Annotated in this window: 17 protein-coding genes; 7 read left to right on the top strand and 10 right to left on the bottom strand. The window is 44.2% G+C overall.

The features are described 5' to 3' along the window. Nucleotides 1-93: 93 nt before the first annotated feature. The gene (locus F0145_RS01815; protein ID WP_150086348.1) at nt 94-1,344 is read left to right on the top strand and encodes a peroxiredoxin family protein; all 1,251 of its coding nucleotides are present in this window, start codon (nt 94-96) and stop codon (nt 1,342-1,344) included. 39 nt (nt 1,345-1,383) lie between these two features. Here F0145_RS01815 and F0145_RS26050 read toward each other — a convergent pair whose 3' ends face one another. Both F0145_RS26050 and F0145_RS01810 read right to left on the bottom strand, forming a co-directional pair. Then, nucleotides 1,384-1,551 carry a hypothetical protein gene (locus tag F0145_RS26050; RefSeq protein ID WP_190277443.1) on the bottom strand — a complete coding sequence of 56 codons (168 nt, stop codon included), beginning with the start codon at nt 1,549-1,551 and terminating at the stop codon, nt 1,384-1,386. Between the two features lie 316 nt (nt 1,552-1,867). Next, nucleotides 1,868-2,845 (bottom strand): polyprenyl synthetase family protein, encoded by a 978-nt coding sequence (locus F0145_RS01810; RefSeq protein ID WP_150086347.1) that lies wholly within the window; start codon nt 2,843-2,845, stop codon nt 1,868-1,870. 264 nt (nt 2,846-3,109) lie between these two features. Between F0145_RS01810 and F0145_RS01805 the strand changes: the two genes are divergently transcribed. Further along, entirely contained in the window at nt 3,110-3,964 is an 855-nt protein-coding gene (locus F0145_RS01805) for an alpha/beta hydrolase family protein (protein WP_150086346.1), read from the top strand. Next, the gene (folK, locus tag F0145_RS01800) at nt 3,965-4,453 is read left to right on the top strand and encodes a 2-amino-4-hydroxy-6-hydroxymethyldihydropteridine diphosphokinase (protein ID WP_150086345.1); all 489 of its coding nucleotides are present in this window, start codon (nt 3,965-3,967) and stop codon (nt 4,451-4,453) included. A gap of 243 nt (nt 4,454-4,696) precedes the next feature. Here the strand turns inward: folK and fabD are convergent, their stop codons facing one another. Beyond that, on the bottom strand, nt 4,697-5,578 hold the full coding sequence (gene fabD, locus F0145_RS01795) for an ACP S-malonyltransferase (RefSeq protein ID WP_150086344.1): 882 nt from the start codon (nt 5,576-5,578) through the stop codon (nt 4,697-4,699). Between the two features lie 206 nt (nt 5,579-5,784). After that, entirely contained in the window at nt 5,785-8,529 is a 2,745-nt protein-coding gene (locus F0145_RS01790) for a T9SS type B sorting domain-containing protein (protein WP_150086343.1), read from the bottom strand. 229 nt (nt 8,530-8,758) lie between these two features. On the opposite strand from F0145_RS01790, the gene F0145_RS01785 reads away from it, so the two are divergent. The 4 genes from F0145_RS01785 (at nt 8,759) to F0145_RS01770 (ending at nt 12,977) form a co-directional block, all read left to right on the top strand. Beyond that, entirely contained in the window at nt 8,759-9,430 is a 672-nt protein-coding gene (locus F0145_RS01785) for a succinate dehydrogenase cytochrome b subunit (RefSeq protein ID WP_150086342.1), read from the top strand. 48 nt (nt 9,431-9,478) lie between these two features. Next, nucleotides 9,479-11,392: a fumarate reductase/succinate dehydrogenase flavoprotein subunit gene (locus F0145_RS01780; protein ID WP_150086828.1), complete on the top strand. Its 1,914-nt coding sequence runs from the start codon at nt 9,479-9,481 to the stop codon at nt 11,390-11,392. A 153-nt stretch (nt 11,393-11,545) separates the two neighbouring features. Then, nucleotides 11,546-12,301, top strand: coding sequence for a succinate dehydrogenase/fumarate reductase iron-sulfur subunit (locus F0145_RS01775; protein WP_150086826.1), 756 nt, complete (start codon nt 11,546-11,548; stop codon nt 12,299-12,301). 151 nt (nt 12,302-12,452) lie between these two features. Further along, nucleotides 12,453-12,977 carry an NADPH-dependent FMN reductase gene (locus F0145_RS01770; RefSeq protein WP_150086341.1) on the top strand — a complete coding sequence of 175 codons (525 nt, stop codon included), beginning with the start codon at nt 12,453-12,455 and terminating at the stop codon, nt 12,975-12,977. Between the two features lie 74 nt (nt 12,978-13,051). Here the strand turns inward: F0145_RS01770 and ftsZ are convergent, their stop codons facing one another. Genes ftsZ through F0145_RS01740 form a run of 6 tightly spaced genes read right to left on the bottom strand, consistent with a single transcriptional unit; the run spans nt 13,052 to nt 20,404 of the window. Continuing rightward, nucleotides 13,052-14,584 (bottom strand): cell division protein FtsZ, encoded by a 1,533-nt coding sequence (gene ftsZ / locus F0145_RS01765; RefSeq protein ID WP_150086340.1) that lies wholly within the window; start codon nt 14,582-14,584, stop codon nt 13,052-13,054. A 23-nt stretch (nt 14,585-14,607) separates the two neighbouring features. Continuing rightward, nucleotides 14,608-15,936 carry a cell division protein FtsA gene (gene ftsA, locus F0145_RS01760; RefSeq protein WP_150086339.1) on the bottom strand — a complete coding sequence of 443 codons (1,329 nt, stop codon included), beginning with the start codon at nt 15,934-15,936 and terminating at the stop codon, nt 14,608-14,610. A gap of 9 nt (nt 15,937-15,945) precedes the next feature. Beyond that, nucleotides 15,946-16,713: a cell division protein FtsQ/DivIB gene (locus tag F0145_RS01755; protein ID WP_150086338.1), complete on the bottom strand. Its 768-nt coding sequence runs from the start codon at nt 16,711-16,713 to the stop codon at nt 15,946-15,948. Continuing rightward, nucleotides 16,697-18,109: a UDP-N-acetylmuramate--L-alanine ligase gene (murC, locus tag F0145_RS01750; RefSeq protein WP_150086337.1), complete on the bottom strand. Its 1,413-nt coding sequence runs from the start codon at nt 18,107-18,109 to the stop codon at nt 16,697-16,699. Before murC ends, F0145_RS01755 begins: the two co-directional genes overlap by 17 nt. After that, on the bottom strand, nt 18,106-19,221 hold the full coding sequence (gene murG, locus F0145_RS01745) for an undecaprenyldiphospho-muramoylpentapeptide beta-N-acetylglucosaminyltransferase (protein ID WP_150086336.1): 1,116 nt from the start codon (nt 19,219-19,221) through the stop codon (nt 18,106-18,108). The genes murC and murG overlap by 4 nt, the downstream gene beginning before the upstream one ends. Then, entirely contained in the window at nt 19,205-20,404 is a 1,200-nt protein-coding gene (locus F0145_RS01740) for an FtsW/RodA/SpoVE family cell cycle protein (RefSeq protein WP_150086335.1), read from the bottom strand. The genes murG and F0145_RS01740 overlap by 17 nt, the downstream gene beginning before the upstream one ends. Nucleotides 20,405-20,448: the final 44 nt, after the last annotated feature.

Below are 20,448 nucleotides of genomic sequence, written 5' to 3'. Positions count from 1 at the left end.
GCGGCAGCTATTAATTTCTAAATAAAGTAGTATTCTTTTACTTTTGCGGCCACAATTTGTTCGCTTAGTCCTACTAATCTATTTTTCTGATACATGAACAACTTATTTAAATATATAAGCGCTGGTGTTAATCTTGGCCTGTTAATATTATTTGCGGCGGCGTGTCAGCCAAAAAATAAAACCTTAAAACCCGGTACCTGGCGCGGTGTGCTCACTATTTCGAATCAGGAATTACCTTTTTTATTGGAAGTAACTAAAAACCAGACCGGTAAAACCATTGCGTACCTGGTAAACGGCTCCGAAAAAATATTACTCGATGAAATTACCGTAACCGGCGACTCCGTAAAAATACCGTTGCATATTTTTGATGCAGACCTAAAAGCCCATATCAACAACCAGGAAGATGGCCTGAAAGGCCAATGGATTAGATATAACCTAGACGAACCTTATGAAGTGGAATTTAGCGCGAAGCACGATCAGCAATACCGCTTTTCGCGCAACCCCGCTGCCCCCACGCAAAATTATACTGGTAAATGGGATGTAGTTTTTAAAGATGAAGAAGGAATTGAAGAAAAAGCCATTGGGGTATTTACGCAGCAGGGCAATCATTTATCGGGCACTTTTCTGAGCGCTACCGGCGATTACCGCTACCTCGATGGCGAAGTGAGCGGCGACGAACTGCGTTTATCTACGTTCGATGGTTCCCACGCTTATTTATTTAAAGCCTCGCCCAATGGTGAAGGTAAACTGCAAGGTAATTTTTTTTCCGGCAAAACCGGCCGCAGTACCTGGCTTGCTATGCGCAACGAAAATGCTGTTTTACCCGCTGCCGACACCTTAACCTACCTGAAACCTGGCTACTCCAAACTGGATTTTACATTCCCGGATTTAAACGGCACTAAGGTTTCACTCGCAGACCCTCAGTTTAAAGGCAAAGTAGTGGTGTTGCAACTCATGGGCTCTTGGTGCCCCAACTGCATGGACGAAACAGCTTACCTAGCTCCTTTTTATAACCAAAATAAAAATAAAGGGCTCGAAATTATTGGCCTGGCTTACGAACAAAACCCCGAGTTTGAGAAAGCAAAAAAACGGTTAGAGAAACTAAAAAGCCGGTTTGGGATTAATTACCCGTTGTTAGTAGCCGGCACGCGCGACAAAGAATCGGCGGCCAAAACGCTCCCGATGCTAAACCACGTAATGGCTTTTCCTACCACCATTATTCTGGATAAAAAAGGTGCTGTCAGGAAGATTCATACAGGATTTTCGGGACCGGGCACCGGCCACTACTACGAAGAATTTGTGCAGGATTTTGAAAAAACCATTCAGAAATTGCTACAGGAATAAACACTTGCCGAAACTCGCAGAATATTTCAACTAAAGAAATTAATACAGCATATTGGGGAGCTTTGTTTCTTCTTCGGCCACCTTCATGGCATTCTGAATTTTTATTACTGCAAAAGAATCAATACCCTTTACTTCCTTGTCTTTTACCTGTAAGGTAAAAACTATCAGGAAAATTAAAATGAAGGATATAACTCTTTTAATGAACATGCTAAACTAAAATTACCATCCAAACTATTCTGTTTGAATATTTTGATAGTATAAACTTACTAAGAAATATATTGCACAAAAAGGACAGTGTTTACTTAAAAGTAACATAGTATTTGTTTAAATAAACATCTTCAATATACTGTTTAATAAGCTTTTAACAGATTAACTGCTTTTAAACAAGGGTATTATTGCTAATTATGTAACAAATAATTGATAGCTGCGCTACTTAAAATTTAAGAAAAGGTTACTTAAGATTTAAAGAAGATGGAGCTAGCCGGGGATTAAATAACAACGAATGGCAGTGAATAAATAGTTATTATTTCTCGCGTTCGATGGTATAAGAAATAAGTTGCTCCAGAGAAGTGCGCGAAGGAGAAGGCGCGAACGAGTGCAATATTTGCAGCGCTTCTTCGGCGTATTTATTCATTTGGCTAATGGCGTAATCTAAGCCTCCTGATTGTTTTACAAATTGAATAACCTTGGCTACCACTTCATTTTTACCATTGTTGTTTTTAACATGATAAATCATTTGGCGCTTGGTAAACCAATCGGCTTGCTGCAACGCATAAATAAGCGGCAGCGTCATTTTCTTTTCTTTAATATCAATGCCTACGGGCTTACCAATTTCAGCAGTGCCGTAATCAAACAAGTCGTCTTTAATCTGGAAGGCAATGCCCACTTTTTCGCCGAAGAGCCGGGCTTTTTCCACCGTTTCGGCATCGGCACCCGCTGAAGAAGCACCCACTGCACAACACGAAGCAATTAAAGAAGCAGTTTTCTGACGAATAATATCAAAATAAATACTTTCAGTAATATCCAGCCGGCGGGCTTTTTCAATCTGCAACAGCTCGCCCTCACTCATTTCTTTTACCGCATTCGATACAATCTTCAGCAAATCAAAATCATCGTTTTGCAACGACAACAGCAAGCCTTTCGATAATAGGTAATCGCCCACTAAAACGGCAATTTTGTTTTTCCAGAGCGCATTTACAGAGAAAAAACCGCGGCGGTAATTGGCATCGTCTACTACATCGTCGTGCACCAGCGTGGCCGTATGTAATAATTCTATTAAGGCGGCGCCGCGGTAAGTAGCTTCGGATATATCGCTGCCAAAAAGCTTGGCCGAAAAGAAAACAAACATGGGGCGCATTTGCTTGCCTTTGCGCTTTACAATATAGCCCATAATCTTATCCAGCAGCAATACCCGCGATTGCATCGAACTCCGGAATTTTTTTTCAAATTCCGCCATTTCCGTTGCAATAGGGGCTTGGATATCTTTTAGGGTTACGCGCATGTCCGGGGCACAATATTACTAGGTAGGCACCTCGAATCCAAACAGTTTTTTATGCACTAAGTTTATTGTTTAGGCAAGCAGGCTGCTCTTTTAATTCCTGCATAAATTTTCTTTAGCTAAATATTAACCTTATCCGTTAGCTGCATTTACCTGGTTACTTATTTAAAATTGTACTAATAATCCCAAAAAACCGCAACCTTAATATTTTTATCTTTACCCAAAAATCTTAATATTAAGTCAGGTAATAAATTATTTTGCTTAAATATGCCAGCACCGCTCCAACGTCTAGATTTTACGATAACGCCAACTCACGGCCGGGCTACACGGGCCGATGCCCGTTTGCAGCCCAATAATTTACCTAAGCCGGTGGTCATATTTATTCATGGTTTTAAAGGGTTTAAAGAATGGGGTTACTTTAACTTACTAGCCGATTATTTTGCCGAAGCTGGGTTTGTTTTCATTAAATTAAATTTATCGCATAACGGCAGCACTCTTACCGAAGACGATGTACTAGACCTGGAAGCATTTGCGCAAAACAACTTTTCGAAAGAATTAACCGATGTTAGCACCTTAATAGATTATTTATACACCAATAAAAGTGCTGTACCGGCGAATGAAATAAACTTAAACCAGCTATTTATAATCGGGCATAGCCGCGGCGGCGGGTTAGCTATTTTGGCCTCGGCACAGGATATTCGAATTAAAGCCACCGCTACCTGGGCCGCCATTAGCGACCTCGAAAACCGCTGGCCGGCGCAGGTAATAGCCAAGTGGAAAGAAGAGGGCGTGCTACACGTAGAAAATATGCGCACCAAACAACTATTGCCGCTGTATTACCAATTAGTAGAAGATTTTCTGGCGAACAAAGAAAAGTTAAGTATTCCGGCCGCCGCCCGCCATATGACCCAACCGCTGCTGTTAATCCACGGTACCCACGACGAAACGCTCCCTTTGCAAATGGCTTACGATTTAAAAACCAACAAACCAGATGCTGCGCTGGAAATAATTACTAAATGCGATCATAGCTTCGGGGGTTCCCATCCTTATCCGCATACAACCTTACCTGCCGCTGCCCAACACGCCGCCGATAAAACCATTTCTTTTTTTAAAGCTTTTTAAATGCCAATTACTTATTTATTACTCGGCAGCAACCAAGGCGATCGGGAATATTTTTTAACGGCTGCCACTACGCAATTAGCATTATCTGTTGGCGCAGTTAAGGCAAAATCGCAGCTATACGAAACGGCCGCCTGGGGCCTGGAAGATCAGCCTGCTTTTTTAAACCAATTACTGCAAATTTCTACCGCATTAACGCCCGAGGAGCTTTTAACCCAAATTAATTTAATTGAAAAATTATTAGGCCGGGAACGGAAAATAAAGTGGGGCGCGCGGGTAATTGATATTGATATTTTGTACTACGACCACCTGGCACTAAACTTACCTTATTTAATTATTCCGCACCCGCGGTTACAAGACAGGCGCTTCGCCTTAATGCCTTTAGTAGAATTAGCGCCTGACTTTGTTCATCCGGCATTAAATAAAACCAACAAAGTTTTACTAGCCGAATGCCCGGATAATTTGCCTGTGGTAATCTATAAAAAAGAGTAGCCTATTTTATGATTTCTATAATAAATATATTCTTATAAGCGATGTGTTAGGCAAAGGAACTCATCTCTGTCATTCAGGAGGAACCTATTTGGTTATCTGCTAAATAGGTTCCTCCTGAATGACAAGATTGGGTTGCTTAAACTCCTTACATATAATATTTGCCTAACAACAGATATAATTATTAAATAAGGCTACTCTTTTTGACTATTTATATTCTTTAGAAAAGACTCTTAGTAAGCAAAACTAAGCACCGGCGCTGCTTACTTCCGCTTCTTTGTTTATTTTTTTCACCAACCCTTGCAATACCTTACCGGGTCCGCACTCAATAAATTCAGTAGCGCCATCCTGCAGCATATTCTGGATGGTTTGGGTCCAGCGAACCGGTGCGGTAAGTTGTTTTATCAGGTTTTCTTTAATCTGCTCCGGATCGGTGTAAGGAAGGGCATCTACGTTTTGGTAAACCGGGCAAATTCCCGTGGCAAAAGTAGTCGCGTAAATAGCCTTAGCCAGTTCTTCTTCGGCGGGTTGCATCAGCGGCGAGTGAAAGGCTCCGCCTACCGGTAACACCAAAGCCCGCTTGGCACCGGCTGCTTTTAATTTTTCACAGGCAATTTCTATTCCTTTAATACTACCCGATATTACCAACTGCCCCGGACAATTATAATTGGCCGGTACTACTATTTCGTCTGTAATTTCAGCACAAACTCTTTCTACGGTTGCATCATCCAGGCCCAGCACGGCGGCCATGGTAGAAGGTTCTTTTTCGCAGGCGGCTTGCATGGCCTGGGCTCTTTTGGAAACCAGTTGCAATGCATCTTCAAAGCGCAGCACTTTATTTACTACCAATGCCGAAAATTCGCCCAACGAATGGCCCGCTACCATATCGGGTTTAAAATTTTGTAAAACTGCAGCCTGCGCCACCGAATGCACGAATATTGCCGGTTGGGTAACGTTGGTTTGCTTCAGGTCTACTTCGGTGCCGGCAAACATTACATCGGTTAAAGAAAAACCTAATATTTCGTTGGCTAATTCAAATAATTGTTTGGCCTCCGGATGTTGCAGGAATAATTCCTGACCCATACCCGGAAACTGAGAGCCCTGTCCGGGGAAAATATATGCTTTCATAGTTTATGCTTAAATTTTAGGTTAACTGTACGGTTAGCAGAAGAAATTGTCGGGGTATTCTTTTAAAACGGGAATATCAGCATTTGCCAGCTTCCGAAATTACCAGAACAAAATAATAGATAATACTTAAGATGAACAAATAAAAAGCCGGCGCTGTACTAGCACCGGCTTTTAAGTAATTTATTAATTTTTATACCATAGAGGCCCTAGCGCACTATTTCTACCCAGCCTTTGTAGGTTTTCTTCGCATTCTGCGGATTAGAAGTAATAAATTCTACTTCGGCCAAATAATAATAAACGCCATCGGCCAGTTTTTTACCGGCATTATTTACGCCTTGCCAGTTTATACGTGGGTCGTCGGCGCCTTCGTACACTTTTTCGCCCCAGCGGCTAAAGGCCGTAAACTTAATAGACCGGATAAACAACGAACGCGGATCTGGCTGGAAAGTATCGTTTTTGCCATCGTTGTTAGGCGTAAAAATATTAGGCAGTTGGAAGAAGAAGCAGTTTTCTTTACAAACAATATTACTAGGCTTGCTCTCATTGCCGGCCGAATCGGTAGCCGTTACCATATAACAACCCGCAAACGATTGTAAGTTACTGTGGGTAAAAGTGGTAATATTATTAGGTGTAAAGTTAATAGAATCGAACTGCGCTTCTTCGGTATCCTGCGAGCGGAAATAAACCGTGTAATATTTAATATCCTGCGCACATTCCGGACTGGTATTAGGCACCCACGTTAACACATTCTGGTAAGGTGGTGTGGTTGGGTTCTTTACAAAAGCATCACAATCCAGCGGATCAATACTGAGTACCGGCGGACAAGGCGGAATGGTATCGCGTAAGGTTACACAAAACTCCTGGCTGTTGTTCAGGAGCGGATCGGGTAGCCGCGGGTTGTTGTACGTACCATTGGTAGTAACATAGTAACAATACTGCACGCCTTGTTTTAGCGGGGTATTTTTAAAGGTTCCCCGGTCAACGTATTCGCCCCGCGTGGTTGTAGCGCTGGTACTGTCAATTAGCTCGTAAGCACCGTTGGCCATTTTCCGGTAAATATAATGCGGCCGCTTGCTATTGTCCCAAGGCACCGTATAGGTCCAGGCCAGCGAAACCGTAGAGGTTTGGGTAGTGGCTTTTAGCTGCACACTGGTAGCCGTAACAGCCGTATCTACCATTTCGGACGTTCCGCCCGGATTGTGGTAAAACTCCAGTTTGTAAATCCATTTTACATCGCCGGCACCGGCCGAGGTACTAATATTGGTATCCAGAAAACTGGTTTCATCAATATTATTGGTGCGGAAAACTTCGGTAAAATTATCGGAGCCACCAGCTGCCCGCAATAAGCGGTATTGCAGCGGCCGCACCAGGTTTTGCAGGCCTTCAATCGGTTTTACCCATTTCACCAATATACTACCATTGGTAGGGTCGGTGGTTTGTACGGTTACATGCGTAAGTACCGGCATGTTATTTTCCAGCATGGTACATACCGGCAAAGTAGCAATACTCTCGCCACCCTTCGGCGATGGGAAAACCGCATAAATAACATAGCAATAAGTTACTCCGCGCTTTAAACCGGTAGCGCCACCGTTATCGGTGTAGGTAGTAACGTTGGCATTAACCTCTCCAATTTTGGTAAAACCCGCCGATTCCGGTACACCGGTTTCGCATGGCCCCGGCACAAAGTTAGAGTTCCCTTCGCGGCGATAGATATATATTTTAGAAGCATTCTGGCAAGTATAAGAATCCCAGTTTAAAGTAATATTACGGCCTATTGGTGTTACTTCAAAATTCTCCGGGGCCGGCCCAATTACCCGAATATTCCAGGGTTGCAAATCGGTTAAAGGCAATTCATTGGGTCCGGGGTTATCGGTTACTTTAAATACAACCTGGTAAGGTTCGGCCTGTACATCGCCGCAAACGGTATTCCAGTTAAAAGTACCGGTATTGCCGTTAACCCTAAAGGTAGCCGGCGGCAAAATACCGCTGAAAGCTTCCAAGGTTAAAGGATTATTATCGGGGTCGGAAGCCCGCACAATACCAGTTACACTGCTACCGGCAATAACGCAAGTATCGCGGGGTACCTGTAAAATAGGCCGCTTGTTTTGGCCGCACCGTACCCGAATCTGCATATCCCGCAGGGTTTCGCCTATTTTCCGGCCATTGCGGTATTCTTCCACCACAAAAGCTACGTTATAGTCGCCTTGCTGGCAAGGTGAGTTCCAGGTAATCTGGCCGGTATTGGGGTCGATGGTTAAGGTAGAGGGGCCGCCGTTTGGCGCCGCTGAACATCCAAAAGACGGATCATTTAATACCCGGTAATCGGCCACCGGCCCCGCTACCGGGTTATTTTGGTCGCCGGAGGTGTTGCGCTGTGGCGGAACAAATTTAAAAATTAGTTTATCGCCGTCGCGATCGTAAGCGCCGGGGTTATGCACAAAAGGCTGGTTACAGGAAGCATAATCGAGCGGCGGTACTTTTAATTCCGGCGATGTATTTTGCCCGATAAAAGGGTCGATGGTAATGGTAGTACGCAATAATTCGCTTTGGTTCTCGGAGTTACCAATATTCATAACCCGAATGGCCCGGTTTACCTCGGTGTACGTTACCGTGTAACTGCCCGGCCCTGGAAACCGGTAAAAGAAATAATAAACGCTCCGGTAGGTATCGGAGCGCACCTGCCGCCGTTCGTGCCGGTCAACGGTTTGTTTGTCGCCGGTGCCAAAAAACATAGTAGCCGTGGGGTTATCGGCGTTGGTTAAAGCAAAGTCGGTAAAGGTTATTAATTTAAACCGATACAAAAAAGGATCGCCTAACGAATCGGCCATGGATTTGGCAATAATCTCACCGGCCCGGATGTGGGTAGCCTGGGCCTTCTGATTTAAACCTAACAGCAAAACACAGAAAACACAGAAAAGAAAAAAACTCTTAAAAGGTATATGTACGTGCATAGAAAACAGTTATGTACCAATAACGGAAATAGTATTTCCTTATTATTCAATATCACCTATCTGGCAAACAAGTTTACGGTTTTAGCGGTTATTAAGGTAGGAATATTTTCATAACGATATGTAATTTAGATTGTTTAAAAATAGGTTTTTAATATTGTTTTATAAAAGGTCGGGAATTACCTTTGGCTTTCATAAAAGTGTATTTTTTCAGATTTATTTTTAATAACAAATGAGTTGGTTTACAAAAGCACTATCTAGTACCATCGGCCGAAAATTGCTGGTAGCCATTACCGGTTTGTTTCTTTGTTCCTTCCTGGTTGTTCACCTGATTGGTAATTTACAATTATTTTCTAACGATGAAGGTGTAGCCTTTAACGCTTATACTTATTTCATGACGCATAACCCGTTAATCCGGGCTATGGAAATAATTTTATTAATAGGTTTTGTGCTCCATATTTACGAGGCCTGGACGCTCTCCCGTCGTAACCAGAGTGCCCGTTCCGTTAAATACGCGGTAAATAAGCTGGAAGAAAACAGCGCCTGGTCGTCGCGGAATATGGGGTTATTAGGCACCGTGATATTCATATTTTTATTAGTTCACCTTTATAATTTTTACTTTAAGTTAAAGTTTGGGGAGCTGGGTTTAGATGCGGCCGGCAATAAAAACTTATATGCAATAACCATTGAGGCTTTTAGCCATTGGTGGTACGTAGCCCTTTATGTTATCTCTATGATAGCCTTGGCGCTCCACCTGATTCATGGTTTCCAGAGTGCTTTCCAGACGTTGGGTTTAAACCATAAGAAATATACCCCGGCTATAAAAGCATTTGGTTATTTCTTCTCCATTGTAGTTTGTGCTGGTTTTGCCGCCATGCCGCTTTATTTCTTCTTTTTATATTAATCCTTTTGGTTTTACTGTATGATATTAGATGCCAAGATTCCTGAGGTGGTGACATTAGATGCCAAAATTCCTGCTGGCCCTTTAGCAGAGAAGTGGGAAAAACATAAATTCAATGTAAAGCTGGTTAACCCGGCCAACAAGCGTAAATACGATATTATTATAGTAGGTTCGGGGTTAGCGGGTGCTTCGGCGGCGGCTACCCTGGCCGAACTGGGTTACAATGTAAAAGTTTTTTGCTTTCAGGATAGCGCCCGCCGCGCCCACAGTATTGCCGCGCAGGGCGGTATAAATGCCGCTAAAAACTACCAGAACGACGGCGACAGCGTTTACCGTTTGTTTTACGATACCATTAAAGGCGGTGACTACCGCGCCCGCGAAGCCAACGTTTACCGCCTGGCTCAAGTAAGTGTTAATATTATTGACCAATGCGTTGCCCAGGGCGTACCATTTGCCCGTGAATACGGTGGGTTATTGGCTAACCGATCTTTTGGTGGAGCGCAGGTTTCGCGTACGTTCTACGCCCGGGGCCAAACCGGTCAGCAATTATTATTAGGGGCTTACAGTGCCTTGAATCGCCAGATTGCTTACGGCAAAGTGCAAATGTTCCCGCGCACCGAAATGCTGGATTTAGTAATGGTAGATGGCAAAGCCCGCGGCATTGTAACCCGCCATTTGGTAACCGGCCACATCGAATCGCATAGTGCCCACGCAGTGGTACTGGCTACCGGTGGTTACGGCAACGTATTTTATTTGTCTACCAATGCTATGGGTTCTAACACCACGGCTATCTGGCGGGCTTATAAAAAAGGGGCTTTCTTTGGTAATCCTTGCTTTACCCAAATTCACCCTACCTGTATTCCGGTTTCCGGCGAGTATCAATCTAAATTAACGTTAATGTCCGAATCGTTGCGAAACGATGGCCGGGTTTGGGTACCTAAAGCCAAAGGCGATAAACGATTAGCTAAAGATATTCCGGAAGACGAACGCGATTATTTCTTAGAGCGCAAATATCCGGCTTTTGGTAACCTGGTGCCGCGCGATGTGGCGTCTCGTAACGCTAAACTAGCCTGCGACGAAGGCCGCGGCGTGGGTTCAACCGGTTTAGCCGTTTACCTCGATTTTTCCGATGCCATTAAACGCGACGGATTAGATAAAGTAAGTCAGAAATACGGTAACTTGTTTGAGATGTACGCCAAAATTACCGGCGAAGATCCTTACCAAACGCCCATGCGCATTTACCCAGCCGTACACTATACCATGGGTGGTTTGTGGGTAGATTATAATTTAATGACAACCATCCCCGGCTTATACGCGGCCGGTGAGGCCAACTTCTCCGACCACGGTGCCAACCGCTTGGGTGCTTCGGCGCTGATGCAAGGTTTAGCCGATGGGTATTTTGTACTGCCTTATACCATTGGCGATTACCTGGCCCAAATGCCGGCTGCCAAAGTACCCGTTGACCATCCTGCTTTTAAAGAAGCCGAAACCACAGTTCGGGCAACCATCCAGAAACTGTTATCAATAAACGGTACTAAAACCGTAGATGAGTTTCACAAAGAGCTTGGTTTGCTGATGTGGGATTATTGCGGTATGGCCCGTAATGCCGAAGGTTTACAGTATGCCAAAGGAAAAATACAAGCCTTGCGCAAAGAATTCTGGAGCAACGTTAAACTGTACGGTGTAAACGAAGACATGAATCAGACCATTGAGAAAGCTGGCCGGGTGGCAGACTTTATAGAGCTGGGCGAATTAATGGTAACCGATGCTTTACACCGCAATGAATCGTGCGGCGGTCACTTCCGCGAAGAATACCAGACCCCGGAAAACGAAGCTTTACGCGACGATGCAAACTTTGCCTATGTAGCGGCCTGGGAATATACCGGACCAGAATCAGAAGCCAAGTTAAACAAAGAGCCGCTGGCCTTCGAAAACGTGAAGTTAACGCAACGTAGTTATAAATAAGGTTTAATAATTAAAAATTAGAAATTCAAAATTAGAAATGAATAACAGGCTTTGGGTTTTTTCCGGGCATCTTTCATTTCTGACCAATTTCTAATTCATAATTCATAATTTCTAATTAAATATATGGCAGGTAATAACCCAAACAGCACGCCCATGAACCTGACTCTGAAAGTTTGGAGACAGAAGAACGCGAACACGCCGGGCCAGCTGGTAACTTATAAAGTAAATGAAATTTCTCCGGATATGTCTTTCCTGGAGATGTTTGATGTTTTAAACGAAGATTTGTTACGGCAAGGCCAGGAGCCAATCGCTTTTGACCACGACTGCCGGGAAGGCATTTGCGGCATGTGTAGCATGTACATTAATGGCCGGGCTCATGGGCCGGAAAAAGGTACTACTACCTGCCAATTGCACATGCGCAAATTTAAAGACGGCGATACCATTGTGGTAGAACCCTGGCGGGCCAATGCCTTTACCGTACACAAAGATTTAAGCGTAGATCGCTCAGCTTTGGACCGGATTCAGCAGGCAGGCGGTTATGTTTCGGTTAATACCGGCGGCGTTCCTGATGCCAATGAAATTCCGATTCCGAAATCTATTGCTGATAAAGCCTTTGATGCGGCTACTTGTATCCAGTGTGGTGCCTGTGTGGCGGCTTGTAAAAATGCTTCGGCCATGTTGTTCTTAAGTGCCAAAGTTTCGCAATTAGCTATGTTGCCGCAAGGTAAGGTAGAGCGCAAAACCCGCGTAGAAAACATGCTGGCCCAGCACGATGCTGAAGGTTTTGGTTCTTGTACCAATATTGGTTCGTGTGCCGCTGAATGTCCGGTAGGTATTTCGCTAGAAAATATTGCTATGCTTAACCGCGAATATATTATGGCGAAGGCCACCTCCGATAATATTGGATAACTATTAATTGTTTATACTATCTGAGAAAAGCGGGCCAATCAGCTCGCTTTTCTTTTTTCTGCAACGCAAATAATACTGGCTTCTGGTTAAAATTGCAACATTATCTACCCGGATCAGTTTTATGTAAGGCTTACAAGTACTTTCTTTAACTATGATAACCATCATATCCGGCACCAATCGTCCTAACTCTAACGCCCGTGTTATTTCTTCTATCTACGCCGGGCTATTGCAGCAAATGGGCATTGCGCACCAAATCCTCGATTTATTAGAAGTTCCGGCTGATTTTATTACCACAGCCTTGTACAGCAACAGTGGCAAAAACCCGGCTTTTAATAAACTAATCAGCATGGTCGAGAATTCAGAGAAATTTGTATTTATCGTGCCGGAATATAATGGTTCGTTCCCCGGAATCTTAAAAACTTTTATCGATGGCTTAAGTTACCCCAACAGTTTCCGGAATAAAAAAGGCGCTTTGGTGGGTGTTTCTACGGGTACCCAGGGCGGCTCTCTGGCATTAAGCCACCTGACGGATGTACTGAATTATATGGGAATGCACGTATTAGCCGCCAAGCCTCGCCTGATGCACATTCACCGGAATATGGAGCACGGCCGCGTTACAAATAACTTGTACCTAGATTTATTGCAGCAACAAATTGATCAATTTGTAACCTTCTAAAATATACCTCCTTTAAAAAGTAAAAGCCTGACCAGATTAACTGGTCAGGCTTTTACTTTTTTACTTATATTAAATTAATCTACGTTGTCGTGTAGAAATTTATTATCGCCTAAAATATCGTTGTCGTCGCTTAAGTTAAACCGCGAAATATTGCGGGCCGATGACGGGGCAACATTTTCCAAAGCTACATTGCGGCGTAAGTAAGCGGGTACTTCCAGCTTTTCTTTAATGGCTTCGCTGGTAACTTCGCTGCTTAGTTGTTGTAAACGCTTTCTTCTTTCGGCCGCTTTGGCCTCCAGGCTCATTCGCTCGGCTTCGTATGGGTCAACTTCAATGCGGGTAGGCTCAGCTACCGGGCGCGAAGGCTCCTGGTAATCCTGGTTAAAGTTTTTACCCGGCGAAGATTCCAGATCCATTACTACCCGGGTTGGCTCCGGCTGCTTCTTTACAGGTTCAGGTTGCGGCTGCGCTTGTGGTTGTACTGGCGGCTCTACAGCCCGCGGGGCGGGTGCAGGTGGCGCAACTGGTTCTTCCCGACGCACAATTGGCGCTGGCTCAAAAATATTAGCTAACGGATCAGAATCTAAAGAAACTACTTTTTTAGCCGGTTGCGGTTGCACAATGCTGGTACCTTCCCGGGCAAAACCGGTAGCAATAACGGTTACCCGTATGCTCTGGCCTAAAGAAGAATCAATGCCGTGGCCAAATATTACTTCGGCTTCTTCGCCGGCTTTATCCTGAATATATTCTGTAATTTCGGTCAGTTCATCCATTTCCAGTTCGGCCTGGTCGCCGGACATAATGGATAGCAATATTTTTTGAGCCCCGTGAATATCGGTGTTGTTCAGCAACGGCGAAGATAACGCTTCTTCGGCGGCGCGTAAGGCGCGGTTTTCGCCTTCGGTGGTAGCCGAGCCCATAACGGCCGCACCAGAATCTTTCATTACTGTTTTAACATCTTCAAAGTCAACGTTAACTTCGGAGGTTACGGTAATAATTTCGGCAATACTTTTAGCAGCAGTACTCAAGACATTATCGGCTTTGGCAAATGCTTGCCTAATAGGCAGGTTGCCAAACATTTCGCGCAGCTTATCATTTAGAATTACCAATACGGTATCGCAGCTATCGCTTAATTCTTTAATACCGTTATCGGCTTGTACCCGCTTTTTGCGACCTTCGAACATAAAAGGCGCCGTTACAATACCTACGGTTAATATTTCCAGATCCTTGGCTACTTTGGCAATTACCGGGGCCGCACCCGTTCCGGTACCTCCGCCCATACCCGCCGTAATAAATACCATTTTGGTATCATTACCCAGTAATTCCCGAATCTGTTCTTTGCTTTCCAGGGCTGCTTGCTTTCCGCGCTCCGGATTGGCTCCGGCACCTAACCCTTCGGTCAGGTCTACCCCAATCTGCAGCTTGTTGGGTACGCTGCTGCTTTTAAGGGCTTGCGCATCGGTATTACAAACCACAAACTCGACATCTTTAATGCCTTGGTTATACATGTGGTTTACCGCATTGCTGCCGCCTCCCCCAACGCCAATCACCTTAATGATGGACTTAGATTGGGAAGGTATATCAAACTTATAGGTTGAAAAAGCCATGTCTTGATCTGCTGCTTTAAATATTAGTAGTTTTGTTTATCGTCAAAGTCATCAATAAGTAAACCTTTGGTACGATCTAAAATCTTTTTAAAGAAATCGCCCCCACCAGAGCTTTGTTTATCTTTAGCTGGTACTATCCGCTGCTCATTGGTGCGGGTTTCGCTGTGTTTAATCTCCGTATAGCGGGTCAGGCGGTCGTCTAAAGAACGGTAACCCGACAATACCAACCCAACGGTGGTAGCGTACATTGGGCTTTTTACCGCATCAATTTTGCTTTTACCCAAATGCTCATTCGGATAACCAATACGGGCATCCAAACCGGTTAAATATTCTACCAACTGCACTAAATTCTGTAATTGCGAACCACCACCCGTAACAACAATACCCGCCGTCAGGCTGTTTGCGTATCCGCTTCTAACAATTTCTGAGTAAACTAGTTCAATAATTTCTTCCATTCTTGCCTCAATAATATAGGCAAGATTTTTCAAAGAAATTTCTTTTGGGGTCCGGTCGCGCAGGCCCGGAATCGAAACAATCTCGTTTTCAGAAGCTTCATCAGCAATGGCCCGGCCAAATTTCACTTTCAATTGTTCGGCCTGGTTCTGCATTACCATACAACCCTGCTTAATATCGGAAGTAATTATGTTACCACCAAATGGAAGAACTGCGGCATGCCGGATAATATTGTCTTTAAAGATAGCTAAATCGGTGGTACCGCCCCCAATATCAATTAGGGCTACACCAGCTTCTTTCTCTTCTTCGCTTAAAACCGACATGCTGGAAGCCAAAGGTTCCAGTATCAGGTTTTCAATTTCTAAGCCAGCCCGGTTTACGCATTTGTTAATATTGTTGATGGCGTTAGACTGGGCCGTGATGATATGGAAGTTGCCTTCTAGCCGCACACCCGACATACCAACCGGGTCCACAATACCTTCTTCGTAATCTACTTTGTAATCTTGCGGCATTACGTGAATAATCTCGCTGCCCGGCGGGGTAACCAGGCGGTACATGTCATTCGTTAGCCGGTTTACATCGTCTACGGTAATTTCCTGATCGGTAGAAAGGCGGGTAATGCTGCCGTTGTGTTGTAAGCTTTTTATATGCTGACCGGCAATACCCACGTTAACAATCCCGATGTTAATGCCGGATTGCTCTTCTGCCTGTTTAATGGCTTTTTTAATAGCATCGACGGTTTTATCGATGTTGCTGACAATGCCCCTGACAACACCCTCGGAAACCGCTTTACCCATGCCTAGGATCTCAAGTTTGCCAAACTCGTTTTTGCGGCCAACCAACACACAAATTTTGGTTGTTCCGATATCCAGGCCTACTACAATTTTGTCGTTTTGCATATCTATATTTTATTCACAGATGATCTGGTCTTTAAACTCCACGTTCACACGCCGATACCTATCCCACCCCATAGCTGGGAGCACTTTGCGGTAAAAGATTAAAATCTTTTTAAATTTTTGTTCAATGTCTTCTGGCTTCCCAAATTCGATGGTTTCGTTACCAACCTGGGGCAGAAAAGAGATTTTACCTTTTGCGTCAATATGCATCTGGGCAAGTTGCGCTTTCCAGAAGTTATCCTGCTCGATAAATTTTAAGAGCGCAAGATACGACTTACCCGTTGAATCCTGAAAAAAACCTTTATTTAAACTTGGTAAATTTTCAGCTTTAGTGATGGGAATAACCCGGGCCGTAAACCTTTCGGACAGCGGCAGAATATTTCCGTTCTCATCAATGTAAACATCTTTATCAGAATCGGGGTGTACGATTCTGGCAAGAGGCCGGTTTTGCTTAATTTTAATATTTATATTTCCGGCTAAATCGCGGTATACCTGTGCATCCTGCACAAACTTGTGCGATTTTATCCGCAACTCCAGTTGCTTCAGGTTTATGTCTTTAATATTTAACCCTTCGAGTTTACTGGTACCGTACTGGGTTAGAATACTTTTAACTTCTCTATCACTAATAAAGTAATTATTGTATTCATTATCAATAGTAATATATATCTTTTCAACTATTCTTTTTTCCTGTTGCTTCTTTACAAAAAACACCAGGCCGCCAATCAGGCTAAGAAGAAAAATGCAAAACAACAAGAAAATAAGTTTACGCTTCCGATACATAGTTTTGGCCTTCTAAAAGTTGTTTTATGGGCTTCACAAGCGTATCAATATCGCCGGCGCCAACAGTTACCAGAATATCAATATCGTTATTATTTTTTATACTTTTCAGTACTTCTTCCTTAGAAATAATATATTTTTTTGGTCCATTTATTTTTTCCAGGATAAGTTGCGCTGTAACGCCCGGAATGGGTTTTTCGCGCGCCGGGTAGATTTCCAGTAAGGCAACCTCATCAATTTGGCTCAAACTTTGTGCAAACGCATCGGCAAAATCGCGGGTGCGGGTGTACAGGTGGGGCTGAAATATTACCTTTAGTTTTTTGCCCGGATAGAGCGCTTTCAGCGACCGGATAAAGGCATCTATTTCGCTGGGATGATGGGCATAGTCATCGATATAAATAGGCTTACCTTTATCTACAATGTACTCGAACCGGCGGTGAACCCCTTCGTAGGTGTTTACCCCCATTCTGATCTGTTCGGCAGTTACTTTTACTAATTGCGCGGCCGTAGCTGCGGCCAACATGTTTTCTACGTTATGAAAACCCGGCACTCGCAGTTCTAAACCCGGAATATTGCCTAAACTGCTTTTTAAAGAAAAGGTAAAGGTTCTACCGGCTGCCGTTACTGCTGTGGCACTCACCTCAGATTGCGCAAAAGCGTACCGGATTATTTTTACCGACGGATCAATTTTGGCCACCACCCGGCTATCTACCTGCTCATTTAATATTAAATAGCCATTGGGCCGGATTTGGCTAATAAAGTCCCCGAAGCTTTTGATTAGTTCTTCTTTATCACCATAAATATCTAAATGATCCGCATCGGAGGAAGTTACAATAGCGATATCCGGAAACAAGCGTAAAAACGACCGGTCGTACTCATCGGCCTCTACCACTACCGTTTCGGGAGCGGTATTATCCGGGGCCAGTACCAAGTTAGAGTTAAAATTAACGGCAATGCCGCCCAGAAAAGCCGAAGCATTAACGCCCGCCTGGTGCAACAAATGAGCCACCATAGAAGAAGTAGTGGTTTTGCCGTGCGTACCGGCTACCGCCACAGTATAAGCACTTTGGGTAATCAGGCCTAATACTTCGGAGCGTTTTTTAATAGTAAAACCTTCCGCTTGTAAATAATGCCATTCCTGGTGTTCTTTCGGGATTGCCGGCGTTAATATTACCAGCGTGGCTTCCTTGTTTTCCTTTACCTCGGCCGGTATATTCTGGATATTGTCGTCGTAATGAATCAGAATACCTTCGGCCGATAGGGCTTGGGTTAGCGGGGTCTCGGTTTTGTCGTAGCCCCAAACCGGATAGCCCTGCGACCGGAACCAGCGGGCAATGGCACTCATGCCAATACCACCAATCCCGAGGAAATAAATATATTTATAGGCTGCTAGTTTCAAGGCAGAATATTTAAAAGTTCGTTTACAATAGCCGTAGCCGCCTGCGGTTGGGCCAGTTTTAAAATATTAGCGCTCAGCTTTTGTTGCTGACTAGTATCGGCCATTAAGGTTAAAGCCGCCGGGTATAATTTTTCGCCAGCTTCATCATCTTTTATCAGCACCGCCGCATCTTTTTTCACCAAAGCCAAAGCATTTTTGGTTTGGTGGTCTTCGGCTACGTTCGGCGATGGTACCAGAATAACCGGCTTACCTACCAAGCACAACTCCGAAATAGATAGCGCTCCGGCCCTAGAAATAACAACATCGGCAGCGGCATAAGCCAAATCCATGCGCCGGATAAAATCAAATGCCTTTATGCCCGAATCACCTAAATTATCAGTAGCAGTTTGCGCCTGGTTATGATAAAATTTACCAGTTTGCCAGATTAAGCCATAACCAGCCCCTTTGATTTGAGTCAGACTAGCTTCGGTAGCCTGGTTAATGGTGCGGGCACCTAAGCTGCCGCCAATAACCAATATATTTTTGCGGTCCGGCTTCAAATCAAAATAAGTCAAGGCTTCGGCCCGCTTATCTTCTTTAGATAATATATCCTGTCGCACCGGGTTGCCGGTTAAAACCAACTTCTGAGCCGGGAAGAAACTTTCCATGCCTTCGTAAGCCACACAAATTTTATCGACCCGTTTGGCCAATAATTTATTTGTAATGCCCGCGTAAGAATTCTGCTCCTGAATTAAGCTGGGCACTTTTAGCGAAGTACCGGCAAATAAAACCGGCGCACTGGCATAACCACCTACCCCCACCACGGCATCGGGTTTAAAATCTTTAATTATTTTCTTTGCGGCTCGGATACTGGAAAAAACCTTAAATGGGAAAGACAAATTTTCTAAAGTAATGCGTCGCTGCAAACCACTAATATTTAAGCCCACAATTTTGTAGCCGGCTTCGGGCACGCGGGTCATTTCCATGCGGCCTTTAGCGCCCACAAATAATATTTCGGCTGCCGGGTTGCGCTGCTTAATTTCGTTAGCAATGGCTACCGCCGGAAATATATGCCCGCCCGTGCCGCCACCACTAATGATAACCCGGTTAATCTTTTTAGTTGCTGGACACATGGGCTACCATTTTGGACGAAAAATTGGTTTTAATATTGCCCGGCGAATTGCCTTTGGTAGACGAAGCTGCTAATTCGGCCTCGCTGCGGCTAACGCTGAGAATAATACCAATTGAAATACCGGTAAATATCAGGGAGGTCCCCCCCATACTGAGCAACGGCAACGGCAAACCCGTAATGGGCCCTAAACCAACGGCCACGCCCATATTTACCATTGCCTGAATAACCAAACTAAAACTTAAACCCGCCGAAAGCAGTCCTCCAAAGGCACCGTAACTTCGGGAGACTGCCACCATGCCTCGATAGAGAAAGGCCAAATACAGAAAGACGACAAGCACCCCGCCAATTAAGCCGTATTCTTCTATAATAATGGCATAAATAAAATCGGAGTAAGGAAGTGGCAAGAAGTTGCGTTGGTCGCTTTTGCCCGGGCCTTTACCAAAAATATCGCCGGTAGCAATGGCAATGTAGGACTGCTCTAACTGGAACACCGTTTCGTCTTTGTCCATGAAATTCTCAATCCGGCTAATCGCTGTGTTCATCCGTTGCCCCAATGCCAACGACAACGAACCCGCAATAGCCCCCACCAAGATCTGCATCATGATATATTTCATCGGTACGCGGCCAATAAACATCAACAGCATACAAGTCAGGAACAGCAACAGTCCGGTAGAAATATTCATTAAGGCAATTAATCCGCAGATTAACCCTACCCAGAAAAGCATCGGGATAATAGTTTCCTTAATATTATCAATATTCAATTGCCGCTTGGAGAGCATACTCGCTAAATGCGTAATAAGCGCCAGTTTGGCTAAGTCAGAAGGCTGAAAGGTTTGCTTAATTACCGGAATGACAATCCAGCGGGAAGCTTCGTTTACGGTAGTACCAAATTTCCAGGCAAACAACAGCAAAGGCACCGATAAGAGTAACCCAATTAAAGACAAGCGGGAATAATAGCGGTAATTAATTTTATGCGCAAACCACATAAATATTAAACCCACTACAATCAGCCCGGTGTGCTTAAATAAAAAGAACTCGGTATTGCCCTGCCCTTTGCGGTAAGCTAGGGTACCAATGGCCGAATACACTACCAGAATACTAATGAGTGAAAAAGCAATTACAATTCCCCACAAAATCGGATCTCCCTTCAGATTATCCTGCAACCAGCCTTTTACTTTTGTCATAACTTTAGTCTGTAGTTGTTAAACTATTATTTTAAATCAGCCTT

It is taken from the genome of Adhaeribacter rhizoryzae (assembly GCF_008629685.1).
Lineage (GTDB): Bacteria > Bacteroidota > Bacteroidia > Cytophagales > Hymenobacteraceae > Adhaeribacter > Adhaeribacter rhizoryzae.
Note: the sequence above shows the minus strand (reverse complement) of the source record. Positions and strands in the feature narration are given on the sequence as shown.